This is a genomic window from Mycoplasma sp. 1781, assembly GCF_053851675.1.
On record NZ_JBSQBC010000005.1, the window covers coordinates 1 to 21,911 of the forward strand.

19 protein-coding genes and 2 tRNA genes are annotated in these 21,911 nt (G+C 25.3%); 13 read left to right on the plus strand and 8 right to left on the minus strand.

Features of this window, described 5'->3' with window-relative positions:
• Positions 1 to 774: 774 nt before the first annotated feature.
• Complete coding sequence (locus tag ACWXVP_RS01135; protein ID WP_456012684.1) at positions 775 to 3,744, minus strand: AAA domain-containing protein; 2,970 nt, start codon at positions 3,742 to 3,744, stop codon at positions 775 to 777.
• 574 nt (positions 3,745 to 4,318) lie between these two features.
• Between ACWXVP_RS01135 and ACWXVP_RS01140 the strand changes: the two genes are divergently transcribed.
• From ACWXVP_RS01140 to ACWXVP_RS01150, 3 genes are read left to right on the plus strand one after another with little or no spacing between them, the layout of a single operon-like run.
• Positions 4,319 to 4,675 carry a hypothetical protein gene (locus tag ACWXVP_RS01140; RefSeq protein WP_456012686.1) on the plus strand — a complete coding sequence of 119 codons (357 nt, stop codon included), beginning with the start codon at positions 4,319 to 4,321 and terminating at the stop codon, positions 4,673 to 4,675.
• On the plus strand, positions 4,638 to 5,921 hold the full coding sequence (locus ACWXVP_RS01145; protein WP_456012688.1) for a site-specific DNA-methyltransferase: 1,284 nt from the start codon (positions 4,638 to 4,640) through the stop codon (positions 5,919 to 5,921). The genes ACWXVP_RS01140 and ACWXVP_RS01145 overlap by 38 nt, the downstream gene beginning before the upstream one ends.
• Positions 5,908 to 8,250 carry a DEAD/DEAH box helicase family protein gene (locus ACWXVP_RS01150; RefSeq protein ID WP_456012690.1) on the plus strand — a complete coding sequence of 781 codons (2,343 nt, stop codon included), beginning with the start codon at positions 5,908 to 5,910 and terminating at the stop codon, positions 8,248 to 8,250. Before ACWXVP_RS01145 ends, ACWXVP_RS01150 begins: the two co-directional genes overlap by 14 nt.
• Before the next feature lie 250 nt (positions 8,251 to 8,500).
• On the opposite strand, the gene ACWXVP_RS01155 is transcribed toward ACWXVP_RS01150, so the two are convergent.
• The 3 genes from ACWXVP_RS01155 to ACWXVP_RS01165 all read right to left on the minus strand — a co-directional run bounded on the left by ACWXVP_RS01155 (position 8,501) and on the right by ACWXVP_RS01165 (position 9,358).
• Entirely contained in the window at positions 8,501 to 9,100 is a 600-nt protein-coding gene (locus ACWXVP_RS01155) for an FMN-dependent NADH-azoreductase (protein ID WP_456012692.1), read from the minus strand.
• A 107-nt stretch (positions 9,101 to 9,207) separates the two neighbouring features.
• Positions 9,208 to 9,281: transfer RNA gene (locus tag ACWXVP_RS01160), tRNA-Gly, on the minus strand.
• 3 nt (positions 9,282 to 9,284) lie between these two features.
• Positions 9,285 to 9,358, minus strand: a tRNA-Gly gene (locus ACWXVP_RS01165).
• 283 nt (positions 9,359 to 9,641) lie between these two features.
• On the opposite strand from ACWXVP_RS01165, the gene ACWXVP_RS01170 reads away from it, so the two are divergent.
• From ACWXVP_RS01170 to ACWXVP_RS01190, 5 genes are read left to right on the plus strand one after another with little or no spacing between them, the layout of a single operon-like run.
• Entirely contained in the window at positions 9,642 to 10,445 is an 804-nt protein-coding gene (locus ACWXVP_RS01170; RefSeq protein ID WP_444705127.1) for an energy-coupling factor transporter ATPase, read from the plus strand.
• Positions 10,430 to 11,446: an ATP-binding cassette domain-containing protein gene (locus tag ACWXVP_RS01175; protein ID WP_438340828.1), complete on the plus strand. Its 1,017-nt coding sequence runs from the start codon at positions 10,430 to 10,432 to the stop codon at positions 11,444 to 11,446. The genes ACWXVP_RS01170 and ACWXVP_RS01175 overlap by 16 nt, the downstream gene beginning before the upstream one ends.
• A gap of 15 nt (positions 11,447 to 11,461) precedes the next feature.
• Positions 11,462 to 12,412 carry an energy-coupling factor transporter transmembrane component T family protein gene (locus ACWXVP_RS01180; RefSeq protein WP_456012694.1) on the plus strand — a complete coding sequence of 317 codons (951 nt, stop codon included), beginning with the start codon at positions 11,462 to 11,464 and terminating at the stop codon, positions 12,410 to 12,412.
• A gap of 1 nt (position 12,413) precedes the next feature.
• Positions 12,414 to 14,126: an NAD-dependent DNA ligase LigA gene (gene ligA / locus ACWXVP_RS01185; RefSeq protein WP_456012696.1), complete on the plus strand. Its 1,713-nt coding sequence runs from the start codon at positions 12,414 to 12,416 to the stop codon at positions 14,124 to 14,126.
• Positions 14,096 to 14,419 (plus strand): BRCT domain-containing protein, encoded by a 324-nt coding sequence (locus ACWXVP_RS01190; RefSeq protein ID WP_456012698.1) that lies wholly within the window; start codon positions 14,096 to 14,098, stop codon positions 14,417 to 14,419. Before ligA ends, ACWXVP_RS01190 begins: the two co-directional genes overlap by 31 nt.
• Here the strand turns inward: ACWXVP_RS01190 and ACWXVP_RS01195 are convergent.
• The 4 genes from ACWXVP_RS01195 to ACWXVP_RS01210 all read right to left on the minus strand — a co-directional run bounded on the left by ACWXVP_RS01195 (position 14,405) and on the right by ACWXVP_RS01210 (position 17,509).
• Complete coding sequence (locus ACWXVP_RS01195) at positions 14,405 to 15,139, minus strand: MAG0480 family ComEC-like protein (RefSeq protein WP_456012736.1); 735 nt, start codon at positions 15,137 to 15,139, stop codon at positions 14,405 to 14,407. The genes ACWXVP_RS01190 and ACWXVP_RS01195 overlap by 15 nt on opposite strands.
• Positions 15,070 to 15,456 (minus strand): hypothetical protein, encoded by a 387-nt coding sequence (locus ACWXVP_RS01200; RefSeq protein WP_456012700.1) that lies wholly within the window; start codon positions 15,454 to 15,456, stop codon positions 15,070 to 15,072. Before ACWXVP_RS01200 ends, ACWXVP_RS01195 begins: the two co-directional genes overlap by 70 nt.
• Positions 15,457 to 15,686: 230 nt before the next feature.
• On the minus strand, positions 15,687 to 16,202 hold the full coding sequence (locus ACWXVP_RS01205; protein ID WP_444705131.1) for an MAG0490 family ComEA-like DNA-binding protein: 516 nt from the start codon (positions 16,200 to 16,202) through the stop codon (positions 15,687 to 15,689).
• Between the two features lie 572 nt (positions 16,203 to 16,774).
• Positions 16,775 to 17,509: a YebC/PmpR family DNA-binding transcriptional regulator gene (locus tag ACWXVP_RS01210; RefSeq protein ID WP_438340833.1), complete on the minus strand. Its 735-nt coding sequence runs from the start codon at positions 17,507 to 17,509 to the stop codon at positions 16,775 to 16,777.
• Between the two features lie 96 nt (positions 17,510 to 17,605).
• Between ACWXVP_RS01210 and holA the strand changes: the two genes are divergently transcribed.
• The 5 genes from holA (at position 17,606) to rpmG (ending at position 21,893) form a co-directional block, all read left to right on the plus strand.
• Complete coding sequence (gene holA, locus ACWXVP_RS01215) at positions 17,606 to 18,589, plus strand: DNA polymerase III subunit delta (RefSeq protein ID WP_456012702.1); 984 nt, start codon at positions 17,606 to 17,608, stop codon at positions 18,587 to 18,589.
• Positions 18,589 to 20,097 carry an alpha-amylase family glycosyl hydrolase gene (locus ACWXVP_RS01220; protein WP_456012704.1) on the plus strand — a complete coding sequence of 503 codons (1,509 nt, stop codon included), beginning with the start codon at positions 18,589 to 18,591 and terminating at the stop codon, positions 20,095 to 20,097. The genes holA and ACWXVP_RS01220 overlap by 1 nt, the downstream gene beginning before the upstream one ends.
• Positions 20,098 to 20,160: 63 nt before the next feature.
• Positions 20,161 to 20,682 (plus strand): MHJ_0274 family protein, encoded by a 522-nt coding sequence (locus ACWXVP_RS01225; RefSeq protein ID WP_444705134.1) that lies wholly within the window; start codon positions 20,161 to 20,163, stop codon positions 20,680 to 20,682.
• A complete protein-coding gene (gene pgsA, locus ACWXVP_RS01230) occupies positions 20,669 to 21,532 on the plus strand; it encodes a CDP-diacylglycerol--glycerol-3-phosphate 3-phosphatidyltransferase (protein ID WP_456012706.1) in 864 nt (287 codons plus the stop codon). The genes ACWXVP_RS01225 and pgsA overlap by 14 nt, the downstream gene beginning before the upstream one ends.
• A gap of 208 nt (positions 21,533 to 21,740) precedes the next feature.
• A complete protein-coding gene (gene rpmG, locus ACWXVP_RS01235) occupies positions 21,741 to 21,893 on the plus strand; it encodes a 50S ribosomal protein L33 (protein ID WP_438340838.1) in 153 nt (50 codons plus the stop codon).
• Positions 21,894 to 21,911 lie beyond the last annotated feature (18 nt).

The window sequence follows — 21,911 nt, forward strand, 5'->3', positions numbered from 1 at the left end:
TTCCTTATATTTTATTAATTTTAATAAATCAAATTTTTTATTTTTTTTTTTTTTTTTTTTTTTTTGTTTTGGCAAAATTTCATGATTGATGCTCTAATTATTACCAAAATTTTAGACAAAGCCAAGGCATTTATAAAGGCGCTTTTTACTACTTAGTATTATTCTAATTTACGACCTTGATCTAATAAAAATATATTTATTACAAAAATGTCTCTAATATAAATCAAAATTATTTAATCCATTTTTATTTTCCCAATTTTAAGATTAAAAAATCATAAATCCACCTTAAATTAAAATAGATTTATGATTTTTATTTAATTTTTTAATTGCATTTTTTAAAGTCATCATTTGAATTTCGAATACTATGTTTTTAAGCAAATTATCAATTAATTCATCACCATTCACTTGCTTGTATACAAATCGTTTTTATTTTCTATCGAGTCTGTTAAAGGTTTTTCTACTTTTTGGTTATTATTTTTTGTAAAAATTTTTAGCTTTCCCTTTGTTGCTTCTATTACATTTAATTTAATTTTTTTAATTAGTGCTTCAACATTGCTAAAACTAAATTGATTAGTTGGGCTTTTATTAGAGGTGTTTGACTATCTTTTGTATATTTGTAAATCATTCCTTTTGGGCTCTTTATAAAAATTAAAAATAACTAGATTCTTTTTTACAATATCCTTATATTAAAAACCTAGGAAAAATATCGGTTCTTAAATAACTTGATTTGGCATTTAAAACATATATAAATAAACTTAATATTCATATAATTTTTTATTGCTCATTTACAATTTCTAGGTGTTTTAAGCAAGCTTTAATTACATCACTATTGAGTGATTCATATACTTCCTTGTCGCCAATTATATAAAGCTCCTCTTTTGCGCGTGTTACTGCTACGTTCATAATATTTGGATTGTTGCTGCCAACAGCTCATTGAGCAGAATTTATACTATCTTTATCGCAACCTAGCACTAAAAAAACAATTTTAGCTTCTTTTCCTTGGAAAGTATGTACTGTTCCTATATTACTTTTATTAATTAAATCATTGAGATTTCTCTTAAGTTCATTTACTATTGCTTTAAAAGGAGAAATAATAAAGACATCTTTTAAATTTGCATCACGGTTTTTTATTTTAAATAAATATTTTTTTAAAACTTGACATTGTTCTTTTACATAATGTTTGTTTATGGCTTTTCCCTTAACATGAAGTCAAAATCCATTGTAGCTTTTTTGTTTACCGTTTTCTTTTCCTTGGACCATATTTCCTTCATAGGAAATTTCGTTTGAAATATCAAACATTGGACTTAGACATCTTCTATGTACTCAAAGAGGTATGCCAATCCAATCTCCGTTTCTCTTATAAAATCCATATTTGCTATGATTATCAACAATTTCTTGCACCGAGCTATTAAGACCATAAGGCAATTTATATTTTTCTTTTATTCATTTTAAAGTATTTTGGTCTAATACTGAAACTGGTTCAATTTGCGATGGATCACCAACAGCAATAATATTCTTCGTTCTAAAAATTGCACCTACCGCCGCTTGTGGAACGGCTTGGCCCGCCTCATCTATAAACAAAAATCCCATTGATTCTTTTGGAAAATTCTTATACATTGTCCTTATGCTTGCAAAGGTTGAACTAATTGCGGGTACAGCCATATTAATTCAATTTCATGCTTCCACTAAACACTCGCATTTATCAATAGTTTTTCCTTTGATTTTATTATTTCATATTTTGACAGCGCTTTTTAAAGCCTCCCTGTTTTCATATAAAAATTGTCTTCTGACTTTTAGCGCCAAAATAAACAATTTTGATTGTTTGATTCTAAAATTCTTGTTAAATCATGGGTTACTTTTTTGAAATACATTGTTGTCATTAATTGCATTAAATTTATTAATTTTCTTATTGATAAAAAAATCTTCGATTTTATTTTTTTGATCTAGCATTCTGTTGATACTATCGATTTTTTTGCCTATGTTATTCTTTTTAGATTCGAGAGATAATAGTGAGTCGCATATTTTAATGCGTTGGTTTAAATAGGAGTTTAATTTTTCATTAAATTCTTTGTATTTCTTTGTTTTAAATAATTTGCTTATTCAGCTTGGTTTTTGCAGTTTTAAATTTTCGATAGATTTGTTTATATTTTTTAATTCATTTTGGTTATTATTTATTAAGTTTATTATCTCTTTTTGGCTTTCATTAATTGCGTTTTTAATTGATTCTATATTAAGATTTCTATTTTCAAATTTATCGCTAGGTTTATCCTTCATGAAATCGTCAATTAAAGCTTGTATTTCTAATTCTATTTTAGCTAAAAGGTTTATGTGCATTTGTATATCATTTTGTGCTTTTTTAATGTCATTATATAAATTTAAAAAATCTTGATATACATTTGAATTGTTATTTTCTTGCTGGTATATTTCTTTTATGATATTTTCGACAGCTTTTATTATTTCTATAATATTCTTCTTTTTGCCGCCTTCCAATGAAAAAAGACCTCATTTTTCTTTTGAGATTTTATGCTTATTGGAAATACCTTCATTATTATCTTTTTCTTCAGTTATTGCATTAGCAGTTTTGTAAAAATAATCAGCATTCTTTATCTCATTTACTAGATCTTTGTCAACATTTTCCAATAGAGGCAATTCGTTTACTATATTTTGCACAGCCCCATTATTTGAACTTGCTATTAAAATGCTCTTATTTGCAATTTGTGTAGGCAAAATTTTAATTTCTTTATAAAAAACATCCTTAATTATCTTTGAATCTAGCTTGCATATTTCGAGAGATTGTTGAGTAATTAGCTCAGCAAATATATCCTTTAGTAGGGTTGTTTTTCCTGTTCCTGGAGGTCCATTTACACTTTTCATTTTAATATTTTCATAGTTTTTACTTGTCGATAGATTTACTGCAATTTGTTGCATTAATGAAAGCGCATATTCTACATTGCTTGGAAATCTTGAACATGGATAATTCTTAGGATCTAAAATTTCTTTGATTTGTTTAATACCATCAGCTTGTTTATTATCTAAATTTATTTTTATTAATTCATTGCTATTTTCTTCTTTTGATGATGATAAATATTTGTCTAGATTTTGTGTTGATATTCCTTTAGCTTCTATTAAGTCATCAATAAAAAATGAATGCAATAAGGCATCATCTTCATCATCATTTACTATTTTATATCTGGAAAGATTAACATCAATATTGTAATTTTGTATTAATTTTTGAAATGCTTTATTAAAAAATGCTTTTAAATCTTCGGTTTCTTTCTTTTTAAATATATTTTCAATATCATCTGAAAGTTCATGTTCTTTTTCTTTAAATTTAGACATAGAATTAAATTCTAAATCACTCTTGGTCTCTCTAATATATGCACTTCAAGTATAGAAAGTGGATTGTTTTTCTATTTCGAGATTATTATTAAAACGTATAGCAAAACTAAATTTGTTATTTCCTATTGATTCTAATTCATCATCATTAATTTTAGTATTATGTTTTTTGTTTAGAAGATCAATTAGTTCTTTTGAATTAAATGTGTTAAAAATAAAAACTAAATATTTTTCCTTTTTTTGCTTAGTTTCTTGTTTCAAAATCGTATTAAAATAGTCATAATAATTATCGTTTTGTTTATCTAGTTTAATCTCGCGATAATCTTTTTTATTTCAATTACCTTCGCTAAGTTTTTCAATCATTATTCAATACTCAAGAATATTGTCTTTAATACTTTTAGGATTCATTATATCTCCACAATGTAATCATATACAGGTTTAATTTTAATATTGTAAATATGACTCATCTAATCATAATATTTCTCATTATTTAAATAATTTAATATTATTAAATACATTATAGTTGATAAAAAGTTTTATTTAAAAAAGTAGTTATGAAGCAGTATTTATTAGATATCAATTTATTTTGATTTTTTTGATGTATTGATATTTATAGCTCTTATAATTTATTAAATAAGATACCTGTAGAATAATGTCTTAATTTAAATTAAATCATGATATAAGAAAAAGTGCGTTTTTTCATAAAAACATTTCATATTGAAATTTTAAAATCTTTATATAGATTTTGCAAATATAAATATAAATAAAAAATATATATAAGAAAACATTATTTAACTTCCGTTGCATGTATTTTTATAATAAATTAGATCTAATAAGAGAAATATTATTAATTTATGAAAACAAGATTGTATAAAAAAGAACTATTGATTAAATTGTTCAATAAAAACTGTCTTTTAATCTATTTTGATTTCTCTTATTTAGTAAAATTAATTAAATATCATAAGCTATAAGGGGATATTAAATGAGTTTATTAAAAAATTACATTCAGAAAATTGATGATATTTCTTCTAAAGAGTTGAATACAGATCAAAAAAGACTGGCGATAAAAATTTTAGAAAAATTTCAAGACGACAAAAAACAACTACAATATGTTTTCCAATTCATTGCGCAAAGAATTAAAACAGGTTTTAGATTTGATGGGGCACCTGAAAGCGATTGGCAAACAGTTGCGCTATTAGAAAAAGATGAAAAACTTAGCTTTGTTTTAGATGAAAACAAAAGCAAAGATAACACATTAATCATCGGCGAAAACTATGATGCTTTAAAGAATTTGATAGTGATTGAGAGAGAGAGAGAGAGAGCTGCCTTCGCTTGATAAATATGATGTAATTTATATTGATCCTCCTTATAATACTGAATCAACTAAAAAAGATGGTAATAGTATTGCAGATAATAATGAAGATGTTAAGGCAAAAAAATTCATTTATCGTGATAAATATTCTCGAAATGGTTGACTTAATTTAATGAATGAAAGATTACAATTAGCAAAAGAACTTCTGAAAGATGATGGAGTTATTTTTGTTTCTATCGATGATGCCGAACAAGGCTATTTAAAAGTTTTAATGGATGAAATTTTTGGTGAAGAGAATTTTGTTTGTAATTTTATTTGGGAAAAAAATTATTCTCCAAAAAGCAATAATCATTACGTTTCTGTTAATCACGATTATATTCTATGTTATTTAAAAAATAAGCAAATAGTAACTAAATTTAATCGTTTAGAACGAAATGAAAAAAATAATAAAATGTATAAATTTAGTGATGAAAAAGGAAGATATAAAATAGCTGATTTAACAAGAAATTCTAATAATAAATTTGACATTCTCTGAAATAAAAAAGTTTATAAGTGCCCGGAAAATTCTGGGTGATTATTTTCAGAAAAAAAGATTTATGAATTGATAAGAGAAAATAAGATATACCTGCCAGATGATGTCACGAAAAGGCCAGGTTTAAAAAGATATTTATCTGATGTTAGAGATATTATATCTAAGACAATTTTGGGGTATGAAATTGTAGGACATACACAGGATTCAAAAAATGAAATAAGAGATATCCTATATAAAAATGCTTTTGAAACACCTAAACCTATAAAATTAATAAAATATTTGATTAGACTTCATAGTGATAAAAAAAATATTCGTGTCCTTGACTTCTTTGCCGGATCTGGCACCACAGCTCACGCTGTTTTAGAATTAAATCGCGAAGATGGCGGCAATAGAAGCTTCACTCTTATTACAAATAACGAAAATAACATTGGTATAGACGTAAACTATGAAAGACTTTATAGAATAAACCACGGGGTTGGTACTAAAAATGAAGCCTTTGAATGAACAAAGAAAAATGAAGCATATAAGGCAAATTTAAATGTCTTTAACATCAAATACTATGACATAAATCCAACAAACAAAGATATTGAAATTGAAGACTTAGCTAATAAATTAATTGATGTTTTAAAAGAGTTTGGAATAACTTCAATAGATAAAAACAATCAACAGCAATATATTAATTTATTAAATGATTTATCATCTTTAAAACCAGAGAAAAGAGAAGATAATGAATCTAACTAATTCTCAAGAAAAAGTTATTAATACTTTAATTAATAAAACCATAAATAGCTTAGAAGAAAACAAACAAAATTCCGTTTATTTTAAGGCTCCAACTGGCTCTGGTAAAACATTTATGATGATTAACTATATTGATAAATTAATCGAATGAAATAAGTTTAATTTTAATCAAAATTTAGTTTTTGTTATTGCAACATTATCGAGTGCTGAGTTGCCAAAACAAATGGAGGAAAACTTCAATGACTATAAACAATATTTAATAAATAACGATTTAAAAATTACAAGAATTGAAAGTCCTTCAAATATTAATAAAAACTCTAAAGTAGAAAAAAATTATCAGTTTTTTGCTAAACCAAATAATGTTTATATCATGGGTGGAGCATCATTTAAAGCTAACTCAATTTTAAGAGAGCAACATGCAATTGAGGCTTTTTTAGATGAAATAAAACTAAATGACTATAAATTAATTTATATTCGTGATGAAGCCCACATCGGCGCCGACACTTCAAAAAATAAAAAAGATGAAATTTCATTTGAACAAAATATGCAATTAAGGGCTGATTTTGTTATAAAAATGACAGCAACTCCAACTGATTTGAGTTTAGATCTTATTGAGCTAAGCGAAAAAGATTTATTTAACGATAAAATCAGATTATTAAAAAGCAAAAAAATTTTTAATGAAGGTATCGAAGATAATGACGACATTGCTTATATCGATAACGATATTATTCTCGAACAAGCCTGTTTAAAATTTAAAGATATTAAAAGACAATATAATGATGATAAAAATGAACCGGGCTTAGTGGGCATTAATGCCGCCATGTTAATTCAAGTTGATAACGCTAGTAAAGATCCTGAAAAAGAAAAAATCTTCAATAAAACCATTGATTTAATAATAAAAAAATTAGAGAAACATTCTTTATCATGAGTAAAGTATTTTGATCAAAATGATAAAGAATCAAGTCTAAGACAAAAAGATAATTTTTCACTTAGAGATATATCTAAATACAATTCGGACACTGATGTAATAATTTTTAAAGTAGGACCAGCAACAGGCTGAAATATACCGAGAGCATGTATGCTAGTTCAACTTAGAAATGTTTCGTCAAAAACATTAAGTGCACAAACTATTGGAAGAATAAAAAGAAATCCCAATCCTTCACATGATTTTAGTAACAGTTCAATTGCTAATAAATACTACATTTATAGCAATGTTGATAGAGATATAAATGACCAAAGAATGCTGATTTTAAAATCTCAGTTTAAAAAAGAAAAATTTGTGTATGGTTCTCTTGTTAATATCAATAAATCTAATTCTGTTTTTAATTTAGATGATTATGAAAAACAAGTTGCTAATTATTTAAATAATTATTCTATTGAAAACTTTGAAACAAAATACCAAGTATGCAAAGAAGAGTTTTGTGATAACAACTTTATAATTGCTAATCAAAAAAGTTATGGTAATAAAATAGAAATAACATTAAAACTAAAAAATAAAATTGATATGGAATTATTTAATATAAAAACAATTAAAAATAATAAAAAAATATTTACAGAAAATATTAAAAAAGAAATAAATAGCATCTATGAAACAAAATTAAAATCAATAATAGATAAAACATTCTTTTGATTTTTGATAATTAAATATGAAATCGAAAACTTTAATGACTTTTATAAAAAGCATTTGCAAAAACAATTGGATAATCAAGAAATAAGATATGTAATAAATAATTCTAAGTTTTTACCAGATTATTTAATAGAGAGCAAAGATGATGACGATCCAAAAACAGACAATAAATTTGCTTATCAAGAAATAAATAAAGAATTTGCAAATATTTATTTAAAATCAGAGGCTGAAAAAACATTTGTAAATGAGTTTAAGAAATGTGTATCACTGCGGCCTGAAATTAGAATTTGAGCAAAGAATCCAGTACATAGTGGAATTAATTTTGAATATATCAATAATAATTTTGACATAAGTAATAGTTATCCGGATTTTATTGTTATACAACGAAATCATTACATTTATTTGGAAATTAAAACATACAAACATGATATTGATAAAGACAAAACAAAAAAATTAATTGAAGAGTATAGAAAATATATTAATAATATTAATAACATTAATAATAACTTAGAATTTAAACTTACGCTCGCTATCATATTTGTAGATATTAAAGGAAATAATCTCTATGCAAATGGCGCAAGTACAATAACAAATCTCAACGACCTATTTTTAAAACAAAATAATAATTGAGATGAAAATGGGCAATTTTTCATAAAGGATGTAAGCGTACAATTTTTGCAATTATTAACAGAAGACAAGGAATAATAAAAGTTTCATAAAAAATATTTGCTTTAGCTAATTTCTTATTATTTTGCAATAAATTATTAATATTTTTTGTTTTTGATAATTTAGATAAAATATAAATATAAGCTGTGTTGAAGAATGATTGTTCAAAATAACTTAATTTTGTAAAAAATGATGATCTAATTTTTTACCAAAAATTTGGGCTTAAAATAAAAATAAAAAACCAAGCTTTCTCATTATTTTAGAGCTTGGTTTTTAAAATTTTAAATTATTAAAAGTTCATAACCCTTTCTTTAATTTTGTTAATTTTATTTTTAATAATTTGCTCAATTGAATAAGAATTAAATGGTTCTACTTTTGTTGCGTCAATTAAAAGGGTTTCACTAACCTCTGCACCCAAGAAATTTCAGATGCCCTCTAGGTAAGAAATGTGACTTGCTCAAGGATATCAATCACATGGAGCTCCCTGAGAAGCAATTATTTGTACCTTTAAATTAGACAGCAAACCTATTGAACTACCTTTTTTAGCGTATTTATAAGAAAATGTCTTATTAGCAACACAAATTCGGTCGATAAAATTTTTTAACACTGCCGGAACATTAAAATTTATCATTGGGGCTGAAATAATTAATTTGTTGGTTTTTTTTAAAATATCAATATATCTACCTGATAATTCATCATTAAAAAAATCAGAAAAATTATTTGAGTTCATTGGATGTGTTGCCATTTCAAGTTCGTTTAAATCTAACTCCACAATTTCATCATTTTTGTTAATTTTTTTATATTCCTCAACGAAGCTCTTAGTAATAGCACTTGAAACAGACTTCTCTTTTGATATGGGCGAAGAATATAAAACTAATACATTAGCCATAAAACTCCTTTATTATTTATTTTTTAATATTATATAAGTTTTAATTGCCTTATTTTGAATAAATTTAGTTAAATCAAAAAAACTTGGTTTCCCAAGTTTTTTTGAAATGGTGCGGATGAAGGGAATCGGACCCTCGTATTCAGATTGGCAACCTGATGTTCTACCATTGAACTACATCCGCAACTGGTGCAAGTGATGGGAATCGAACCCACGTAGTTAGCTTGGAAGGCTAAAGTTCTACCATTAAACTACACTCGCAATTAGCGTTATATATTATAAACCATAATTTTTGTTTTATCTAAAAATATTTTTTAATTTGTTTGTTTTCAGCCAAACTATATTTTAAAAAAGCAGAATATTTATAAAAAACTATTAGTTATAAGAAACTACGACACTTGGGTTTTTGCATCAAAGGAATTTAAATAATATGTTTATAGTTGTTGATTTATATAGTTTTTTTATATATTTTATTGTATACAATAAAATGTCAATTTAAGCATTTTTGAAAAATAAAATTAATATTATATTTATAATTATCACTATGATTGAAATTAAAAAACTTTGTTATAAATATCCTGGTGCTAAAAAATATGCCTTAGATAATATTAATTTTACAATTGAAGATGGGCAATATGTTGCCATTTTGGGACATAATGGTTCAGGAAAGAGCACTTTTTCAAAACTACTTGCTGCAATTTACAAAGCTTCATCTGGGAAAATTATTATTGATGGTCTAGAAATAAATTCTGAAAATTTGGCGGAAATTAGAAAAAAAATTGGTATTGTTTATCAAAATCCAGATAATCAATTTATAGGTGCTACTGTTGAAGACGATATTGCTTTTGGCTTAGAAAATAAAAAAATGTCATATGATGAAATGAACGTAATTGTAAGAAAATATGCCAATGAAGTAGGAATGGGCAATTTTTTAGATAGGGAACCTCAAAATTTATCGGGAGGTCAAAAGCAAAGAGTAGCCATTGCTTCTACTCTTGCATTAGATCCTAAAATTATTATTTTTGATGAAATAACTTCAATGTTAGACCCTCGAGGCCGCAATGACATTTACAAAATAATTCATGATCTGCATTCCAACACCAATAAAACTTTAATTTCGATCACTCATGATATGGATGAAGCCTTGTTAGCTGATAAGTTAATTGTCTTTTCAGGTGGCCATGTGATAGCTCAAGGAAAACCTATTGAAATTTTAAATAACAAACAAATAATTGAAATTGCAAAAATAGATTCACCTTTTATATACAAACTTAGTGAAATGATTCACGGAATTGAGCCAACATATGACGATAAAAAATTATTGGAGACATTATGCAAATTAAAGTAGACAATATTTCAAAGGAATATAACAAAAAGCTTCCTACATATATTAAGGTGCTAGATGGTGTATCAGTGGAAATTAATGAATCAGAAGCAATTTCAATTATTGGACCAACTGGCTCTGGTAAAACTACATTAATAGAGCATCTTAATGCATTAATATTACCCGATGAAGGTTTACTGCATTTTAGTGATGTCCCTTTGTTTAAGAAAGCCAAAAAGCCATCTAAACCAAAAAAACAAAGTGATGATAATGATGAAACATACCAAGCTAAATTAAATGAATATATAAAGAATTTAGAGAAGTTTCAAAAAACTAAAAAAAGTGATCGTGTTGAAATAGTATATACTGATATTGATATTACCAAAAGTAAAAGAAAAATCAAAAATGTTAAAGCATTAAGAAAGCAAGTTGGAGTTGTATTTCAATTTGCTGAATATCAATTATTTGAATCTACTATTGAAAAAGACATTATTTTTGGGCCTGTTTCAATGGGTATTAAAAAAGACAAAGCTAAGGAATTAGCGGCTAAATATATTGAGATGGTCGGTTTACCAATTGATTATCTTAAAAGAAGCCCCTTTGATTTATCAGGAGGGCAAAAAAGAAGAGTTGCTTTAGCAGGTATTCTTGCTATGGAACCAAGATTTCTTGTTTTAGATGAACCTACTGCTGGTTTGGACCCGCAGGGTGTTGAAGAAATGCTCCAGCTGTTTTATAATTTATATAAGCAAGGCACAACTATTATTATTGTTACACACGATTTAGATAATGCTCTTAAATGAACAAATAGAACCTTATTTGTTAAGGATGGGAAGATTATTAAAGACGGTAATACTTATGATATTCTAAGTGATAATAAACTATTATTAGATAATAATTTAATTCCCACAAAATTATTGTCATATGTAGAAAGGCTAAATAATGCTGGTTTTAATATTGGAAAAGTAACAAATATTGAAGAATTGGCTGATAAAATAAATAACATAATTAAGTGAAAAAAATAAAAAGGAGCTATAAATATGGATAAAACAATTATTGGCAAATATCTCAATATACAGACGCCAATTCATAGACTTGATCCCCGACTGAAATTTTTAGCTAACATACTATTTATAATTTTGTTTTTTATTTCTGAACATTATATTACATTATCGATTTTAGTAATTATTAGTATGGTTTTATATGGTATTTCTACTAAATCAGTAATTTCTATTTTTAAAAAAATTAAGTTTCCTATCTATATTGCTATTTTTCTCCTGATCATTAATATGCTAACTGTTAAGGGTGCGGTAATGTATTACGAAATTGATAAATATGTTCCTCTTTCAACAGAAACAAATGCTGACGCTTTTGTGATTTATCGCGGTAAATTAATAGTTAATGTAGTATATTTTGCTCCTAACAGCGATGTTAATTCGATATTTCAATTGTCATTATTCTCAATTCATCGAACTTTTACAATACTTTTGAGAATTTATGGCGTTGTATTAATAACAACAATTTTGACAGTAACAACAAAACCTGTTTTATTAACAAGAGCAATCAATGATCTGCTATATCCGTTAAAAATATTTAGAGTACCGACTGAAATAATTACGATGATTATATCCATTGCCTTAAGATTTATTCCTACCTTGTTAGAAGAATCAGGAAGAATTATGAAGGCTCAGTCAAGCCGAGGAGTAGATTTTAAAAATGGTAATTTTAAGGATAAAATAAAATCTTTCATTGTCCTAATGGTCCCACTTTTTGTTTCATCCTTTAATAAGGCTAATGATTTAGCTGATGCTATGACTTCAAGAGGATATGAACCATATGCAAAAAGAACCTATTATCGTCAATTAGTTCCTAATTGAAGAGATTTGATTGCTACGCTAATATTAATGACTCTAACTGCATTGGTTGTAATATGTGCTATAGACCATATTGCTTTACCATCATGGTGAATTGCTTCATTTCAAAAGGTTTAATATGAATGAAAAAGATTTTGAAACAAGAAAAAAAATACTAGAATTACAACAAAAAATAAGTCAATGAGATAAATATTATTATGATTTTGATAAACCGTTAGTTTCTGATGAAATTTATGATATTGAATTTAATCAATTAAAAAGATTGGAATTGCAATATAAACATCTTTTTTTAAAAGAAGAATTAGAACAGTCACCAACCAATAAAATTAATGCTAATGTATCTAAAAATTTTGCTAAGGTTAAGCATGATAAATCAATGCTTTCTTTAAATAAGGCATATACCATTGCAGAAATCCAAAAATTTATTGATAATATTAAAAAGGTAACCTCGCATTTTTCTTTTTTTATCGAACCAAAAATTGACGGGCTCTCAATTTCTATTAAATATAATCAAGGCAAGTTAATGCAAGCAGTAACGAGGGGCAATGGGTTAATTGGCGAAGATGTTACCAATAATGTTTTGCAAATAGATAATATTCCAAAAATAATTAATTATAAAAAGCCCCTTGAGGTTAGAGGTGAAATTTTTCTTCCTATTGATGAGTTTAAGAAAATAAACGAAAAATTGCTTAGTGAAAATAAAACGGCTATGGCTAATCCACGCAATGTTGCTGCTGGTACTTTACGCCAATTGGACCCACAAATTGTAAAAGAAAGAAATCTTTCATCATTCTTATATTATGTTGTTGCACCGGAAAAACATAATATTCAAACTATGTATGAATCATTTGAATTTTTAAAAAAGTTGGGTTTTTGTGTTACAGAGCAATCAATCCTTGTTTCTTCTATTAAAGAAATAGAACAATTTATTGAGGAATTCAAGACTAAAAAGTTATTATTTAACTATGAAACTGATGGCATAGTCATAAAACTTAATGAGCTCAAATTTTATGATAAATTAGGTGAAACAGCAAAATTTCCTCATTCAGCAATTGCTTTTAAATATGAGCCTGATGTTGTTTCCACCATATTAAAAGATATTTTTATTACTGTTGGTCGGACTGGCTTAGTTACATATAACGCTTTATTGCAAGAAGTTGAATTGTCAGGAACAAAAGTATGTTTTGCAACTCTTAATAATTATGAATTTATTAAAAATCTAGATATAAATATTGGTGATGAAATATACATAAAAAAATCTGGTGAGATTATTCCATGCGTTATAGGTTTGGCTAATAAACATAATTTAGAGAAACTAGAGCCATTTAAGGTATGCCCATATTGTAATAATGTTTTGCTATTTAATGAAACAGGGTTGGAACAATATTGTTTGAATCAAGATTGCCAAGAAATAAAAGTTAGAAAACTTATTCATTTTGCTTCAAAAGAGGCACTTGATATTAATTCACTTGGTGAAAAAAATATCATATATTTTTACAAAAATGGTTTTATAAATAATATATTGGATATCTTTAATCTTCATAAACATCGTGATGAATTAATTAAATTGGAAAGATTTGGATATTTGTCAATAAACAAAATTTTAAAATCAATTGAGGATATTAAAACTAAACCACTTGAAAATTTGATATTTGGCTTATCAATCCCATTAGTTGGAAAAAGAACTGCGAATATTATTGCTTCAAAAATTCTAAAACTAGAAAATGCCTTAAATTTTAATTTTGAAGTGTTTAAAGATTTTTATGATTTTGGTGATAAGATTACTAAACAATTAATAGAATGATTCTCCAATGAAGAAAACATAGTTTAATTAAAAAATTAATTGAACATGGTATAAATCCATCATATGAACAAAAAGTAATAACCAATATCCTAAATAATAAATCCTTTGTTATAACAGGCAAGCTTACAAAACCTAGAAGTTATTTTGAAAAACTTATTGTGGAAAATGGCGGCGAGGTACTTTCGTCTATTTCTGGTAATATAGCCTACCTATTAATTGGCGAAAAGGCAGGAAGCAAGCTATCCAAGGCGCAAAAACTTGGTATAACAATAATTAATGAAGATGATTTAAAATTAATGCTAAATTTATCAAACTCCTAACCTTAGTTGGCTATGGAGTTTTATTTTATAAGCCTTTAATAAGGCTATACTAAATATAAAGCACATTAATCATGATGTATCAAATTTTATGATTATGTTTGATTCACTAATTATGTCAATGAACGCATCAAATCAAAGGATGGTATTTTCAATAATGATATTTATCCTAAAAAATAGAAGTGTAATAATATAGTTTAAGGAAATAATTGGAATAAACAGAAGTTGAATAAAAAAAGAAAAAATATTATAGTTTTTATTAAAAGTGTGAATTATTAAAGTGGAATAAATATGGGCAATTAAAAATACCGCAATTGTTTTGACAAAATATCCTTGTTTTGTTAAAACAAAAATTGTAATAAATATGGATAGTGTAATCAAAAATGATAAAATGAAAGAGTATGAAAACATTATAAATGGATTGTAAAAAACCATTATTAAACCCGTTATTGCCAATAGCGCAATATTGTTTATTTTTTTGTTAAAAATAATTTTATTTAGATATGCTAATATTAAAAAGATTAAAGACCTTGTTGCACTTACATGAAATTCGATTGATATTAAATAAATAATCAATAGAGGAATAGCGATAAAATCTTCAATAAAATAGCCATTTTTAATTCTTCTAATTATTTTGGATATAAATAGATAAATTAAATTAAAATGAAATCCGCTAATAGTGAAAAAGTGAATAATATTAAGATCACTAAGCTTTTTATATATGTTATTAGAGCTTGATTATAATTGTTGAAAATGATGATATTAAGATAATCTATAACTGTGTGGTTTTTTGTGTTAAAAATTGATAATTTTTCATTTTTTTTAATAAATTCAATATTTGAATTAGTGAGATTAAAAAATAGCCTATTTGCAACTTCAAACGAGCTTAAATTCTTATTTAAAATAAGTGTTCCTTTGATATGAAATGTATACTCATAGTTGTTCATAAAAGTAATATCTATAATGCTTTTGGTCTTAAAAACTTTAAAATAAGCATCCTTATATTTGAATATTAGATAGGCTTTATATTCTTTAATCATATTTAAATCATTATCTAATTTTATCCCGTCAATTTTTGCAAAAATTGACTGGTAAACTACATAGCTTAAAAAAATAATTGAGCTAAAAATGAAAAATGTAATTCAAAATTTAATATTAAAGAAATTAAAAATGCAAATCATTATTAAAGCTAGTGAAATTAAAATAATTTCAATTCTCAATATTAGTATAAATATTAAAAAAGAACTGATGGACGATATTAATAGAATATCTATATATCTATATTTTCTGTTAATATTTGATAAGTTTTTTCACCAATGCCTGGTAGTTGTAATAAATCATCTCAATTCTTAACATTCCTTTCCTTAATGTATTCAAAAACTTTTTTTGCAATGTTTGTTTTAATTCCTAAATTTATTAAAATTTGCAAATCATTGATATCTGTTATCTTTAATTTTTTATTTTTAGTAAAGGGAATAAAAACTCTTTCGTTGTTTTTTAACAACTGTGATTTATTTATCTTTTGTAAATCTGCACCACTTTTTAAAATGCTTTCTCTTATTAGATCAAAATAATTTGCCCCATCCTTTAAAGTATATTCACCCGGATATTCCACTGCGCCTTCAATAAAAACAGTTATATAATTACTTTTAAAAGAAGATTTGTTATGATGTCATTTATCTATAATTTCTGTTTTAACTACAACGCCACTAATAAGTACAACTGATGAAATAATAAAAAATGAGGCAGTTAGAATAAATTTCTTTTTGTTTATTTTTAATTTCATAAATCAAATTTTTAATAATACACAAATGTTTTTATCTAATATGGGAAAAAATAAAGAAAGTATTAAGAAAATAAATCAAATCTCATAATAAACAAGCAATATTTAAAGAGAATAAATTTTGACATCTCGAATATTTTTTCCTTTTTAAATCATGTCTTTAAATTTGTTTTTTTCAAAATGAATTTAAAATAAAAATCTAAAATTTGTTTTTTATTTTTCTAAAAATAAAGTTTTGGAAATAAACAGAAACATAATTAATAGCTTAGATAATAGAGAGATAGGATATTTTTTTCAATATTGAAATCCGAAATTTTTTTAAGTTTCAACAAAAGATCTCGAAAAATGACTTTTTAACGATTTATCAAGAAAATCAAGGAGTTTGTAAATTAATATAATAACGAAGGAATTGCATTATAAAAAAATGCTCATATTAAGATTTTGTCAAGTCAAATTCTTAATATGAGCTAAACTGTCTGAAAAAATTTTACAAGTTTATTTTGTGCATTTTTAAAACCTTTCTCTTGGTGTGAAAAAGGTTTTAAATATTAATAATTATTAAGTAGAACTAATTTTTATTCAATAGTTGTTGCATTATGTCAAACTTCCTGAACATCTTCATCATCTTCAAGTAAGTCGACGAATTTTTCAAGTTGCCCCATTTTTTCTTCATCGATTTCAACCTCGCTATTTGGAATATATGTAACTTCAGCAGTTGAATAGTTATCAATTTTTAGAATCTCATCAAGAGATTGTTTGACTTTTTGAAAATCTGATGGATGGGTAATAATAACATATAAGTCATCTTCAACCTTAAAATCTTCAGCGCCGGCTTCCAAAACGGTAGTCATTACTTCTTCTTCAGAAGCTAATGAAATTGGAAATTCAATTAATCCTTTTTGGTCAAAAACGTACGGAACAGTACCTTGTTTTCCTAGCTGTCCATTATATTTATTAAAATAGTGTTTAATGTTAGATGATAAACGGTTAAAGTTATCGCTTAAACAACTTACTACAAAATTTATACCACCAAAGGCTGTTCCTGAATATAGATATCCTTGAAAGTTAGCGCCTTCCTTTGATCCACCCGAAACTTTTGAGATTGCTTTTTCAATATTTGCTTTGGGCATCGATTTTGCCTTTGCCTTAGCAATTGCTAATTTTAGTGCTGGATTTGAATCTGGATCTGGGCCACCAATTGTTGCTGCTACAATAATTTCTTTAGAAAATTTTTGAAACATTTGTGCTCTCTTTGAATCCATTGCAGCTTTATGATGTTTGGTAGTTGCTCATTTTGAATGTCCTGACATTTCTTTAATGCTCCAATCTTAAATAAATAAATAAATTGTAAATAATATTAGTTTATTATACCAAAAAATGTCCTTATTATAATATAATAAATTAGTATGTACCTAATTAAAGGCAATGAAAATTTTTTGATAAATAAAAAAATTAATGAAATAATAAACAAAGAAAAAACTATTGAAGCAGGTGATATCGAGATAGTTAAATTTTATGATTTTTTTACATTAGAAGAATTATCAGATGCATTAAATAACAATTCCTTTTTTTTAAATAAAAAAATCATTTTATTTAAAAATCCCTTTATATTTAATATAAAAAATAAATATGTTAATGGTTCGTGTATTGATGAGTTTATAAAAATAATTAATGCATCACTAAGTGATGCTAATCTAATTCTTATTTTTACACAGGAAATAAATAAGTATGATAAATCTTTTTTAGCATCAAGAGCTTTTGCATTTATAAATGATAATAGCACTACTATTAATATCGAAAAAATTAGCGATAAAGAATTATTTTCTTTTGTTTATAAAATGATTAAAACAAAAGGTGGAACAATCAAGGATAAGGTCCTTATTGATTTGCTATCAATGTTACCACATAATCTAGAAATAATAGAATCAGAAATTGATAAATTGCTATTAATAAATAAAGATATAAGCGAAAAAATGATTAATGATAATAATTATGCAGTATCTAATAATATCGATTTTGCTCTAAGTGAGGCAATGTTAAAATGTCAAGACACAAAAACTATTATAAAAAAGATAAACGAACAGATTAACTACGGGATTGAGCACAATTATGTGATATCGCAAATATCAGCGATATTGCTTAATGCAAAAACAATTGGAATATTAAAATCAATAAAATTAACTAATGATGAAATAGCAAAAATACTTAATATTCATATATATCGTGTCAAACTTCACTATGACTTTTTTAATAGAATTGACATTAACACATTAAATCAGTTAATCATTGATTTAGCAAATATTGATCTAGATTTTAAAAAAGGAAACATTTTACCAGATACGCTTATTGATTTATTGAGTATAAAATTATTGAGATTAAGGATTTATTAATGGTTAATTTAGGTAAAAAAATCATCTTATATGAGCTAAAAGTTGAAAATTTTGTTGATACCAATGGAAGCAATTTTGGTGATTTTAAAGGGGTTATGAGTAAATTGGAGTATTTCAAAAATTTAAGTGTTAATGTTATATGCTTTGAAGATATTCTAAAACTATATGAAAATAGATTTGATCTTGGACTAATAAAAAAAAGGTATGGTTCAATTAAGGATTTTGCAAGGCTTGTTGAAACATTTAAAAATAATCAAATTGAAGTAGCTCCAATTATAAATTTAAAAGAAGTAAGACAAGCTTTTGTTAACTGAAATAATATGATGAGTTTATATAATTTGAATTATTATGAGTCAAATAGATACTTAACGAAATTAGATACATATTTAATTAATAAAGAATTTGAAAAAACATCATTATATGAGTTATCTGATTTTATTAAATATTTTGAATCAGTTTTAGGTTTCTACTTGCAGCTTAATGTATCAACTGTTATACTTGATAATTTTGAATTTCTTGCTTTTGAAGGCTTAAAGGAGGAAGAAAAATTAAAATTTATTAATGATTTATATAAGATTATCAAGCGTAAAAATAGCAATATTAATGTAATTTTTAAAACTAGTAATAATAACTTCAATCTATATAAAAAGATGCTAATGGTCGACAATAAATGCCTAGATTATTTGTATTTAACTTGAATGTCTGTTATTGGCAATAATGATGCATTAAAAAAACATTTCAAGAATAAAATGAGTTTTAAATCCTTATATAGATTTGTAGCTAATTTTAAAAATCATTCAAATGTGATATTATCATTCGGCTCTGATTTATCAGGTCGTTTCTTTTCTAAATGAGCTAATGAAAAGGCTTACCTAAATGAATCAACAAAAAGTTTCTTTGTATTTTTATATAGTGGCAATCATTCAATAGGTTTTTATTATGGCGATGAAATAGGTGTCTTGCGCGCTAAATTCAACCAACGTTTCACATTTAACAATGAAGATTATAATGAGGAAAAAAGATTTCTCCAATATAAAAATATAAGTTTAAATGAATATCATAAATATAATTGTTATTTCAATAAATGATCGTCTTATATTCAAATGCCTTGAAATGGACAAAAAATAAAAAGCAATGAAAATACTAATATTTTTTACCCAATTAATTTAGAAAGTAACAATGTCGAGGAACAAATCATTAATAAAGATAGCACAATAAACTTTGTTTATTTCTTGAATAAACTCTCTTTAAATTCCAAATTTTCTTCTTATTTCATAAAGGGTGTATGAAATATTAAACAAAGTCATGGTATATTTAAATTTAGCAAAAAACTTAACGAACAGAGGATGGTATTAATTACAAATTTGACATCAAAGCATCAGAAGATAACTCCACTTTATGGTTATAAAATTTTAGCAAGTTCATATGCTAATAAATTCTACTCAGAAATTCCAAAAGAACTCAACCCTTTTGAAGCTTTGATTTTATATAAGACAAAAAACAATTAACATTGTTTTGTAGTTTGGATGATATTAATATATAATTTTTAAAATATAATTAAGGAGAAAAATATGGGTAATGGACAAACTATTGTGTATGTCTTGCTCGCAATTGTTTTAGTACTTATAATTGCTTATATCGCTTGAAAAGTTACGAAAAATAAAAGAGCAAAAAGAAAAGCAGCAAAATTAGAATATAAAAAGAATGCTGAAACTTTGGCGTTATATTATGAATATATTATGACTTATAAATATGTCATTGATTTTAGTATGAAACAGTTAGAAAAATTTGGCACAAATGAATCCCAATTTAAAATGGGGCAAATTAAAAACGGTGTAAAAAAATTGCTAACCAAATTAATTAATAGAGAGGATTTTGCATATTCTTTCCAAAACGATGAGAAGTATACTCTATTTGTAGAACACGCTGAAAAATTAACAATAACTCAACCAAATTTGTGAACTAAAAAAATTAATGATACATTAGATTTTTTTGAAACTCAGTATATTGGCATTCCAGAAGATAAGAAAAATATAGCATTAGAAGAAAAGACAATTAATGCTATTGAGAGTCAATTTTATGAAGAAGATTAAAGATATTAAAAAAAGCAAAAATAATAGCCCACGCATAAAAAAATTTGGTATTGCAAATTGACTAACAGTGTTGAGGATAATATTAATGATTCCTTTTATATTTTTAATGTCGTCCGCTTTCTTTTTAATTATTAAACACAATGGAACATTTTGATATGATGGAATTAAAATTGTTGGTAATCAAAAATACTCGATAACTTTATCAATCATATATTGATTAAATGTCTCAATATTTATTATAGCAATGGTGACTGACTTTATTGACGGACATATAGCCCGAAAAACAAAAACTATTTCGCAATTTGGTAAGATTTTTGATCCAATTGCAGATAAGATTGCGACAATAATGATGTTGTTATTTATTTCAATAATGAACTACTCGTTCTTGCCAATTGTTGTTTTGTTTATCATCCGTGATATTTTGGTTGATGGTGCGAGAGTTTATGCCGTAAAGAAGGACATTAAAGTAGCAGCAAATTGGTGAGGTAAGATTAAAACCATTATTGTCTCACTTGCAATTATTACAATAGCATTTAGTGCACCATGATTTACTAATTTTGATAATGATTTAGGTAAATATGTTTCAAATGATAAATATATTCTTTATGTTAATATCCCTTTAATTGTTGGTCTTATTTTGTCATGAATTAGCGGCATTATATATTTAGTTAAGTATTTGAAGGGAATAACCAAGCAATATCTTGAAGACATTTCGAAAAAAAATAATGACGATATCAAAAATCCTGATATAACAAAAGATAATATTATTATTGAGCCAATCCAAGGTGATAGTATAGAAAATAAAGATATAGAGCAAAAAAATAATTCAGAACAAATATCACATAATTAATCGCTTGTTAATAGTTAGCAATAGCAATAAAAAGTTATGTTATTAAATAATTTTTTAAAAAATAATTAATCATTTTTTTATGTTATCCTTAACATATTAAAAAAAGTAAATTAATAGCAAATTATAATATAATTTATAATTATTTTAAAATACATAATGTTATTTAAAGTATTCAAAAATTAAATATTTTAAAAAAGAAGGAGAAAGTATGCCAAGAGAAGGTTTAACATTAAGATGTGAGTCATGCAAAATGGAAAACTACATCACAAAGAAGAATAAAAAGTTGCATCCAGAAAAAATGGAAGTAACAAAATATTGTCCAAAATGTAATGAACATACAAACCATAAAGAAAAAAAATAAATAGAGTTTAGGAGTTAA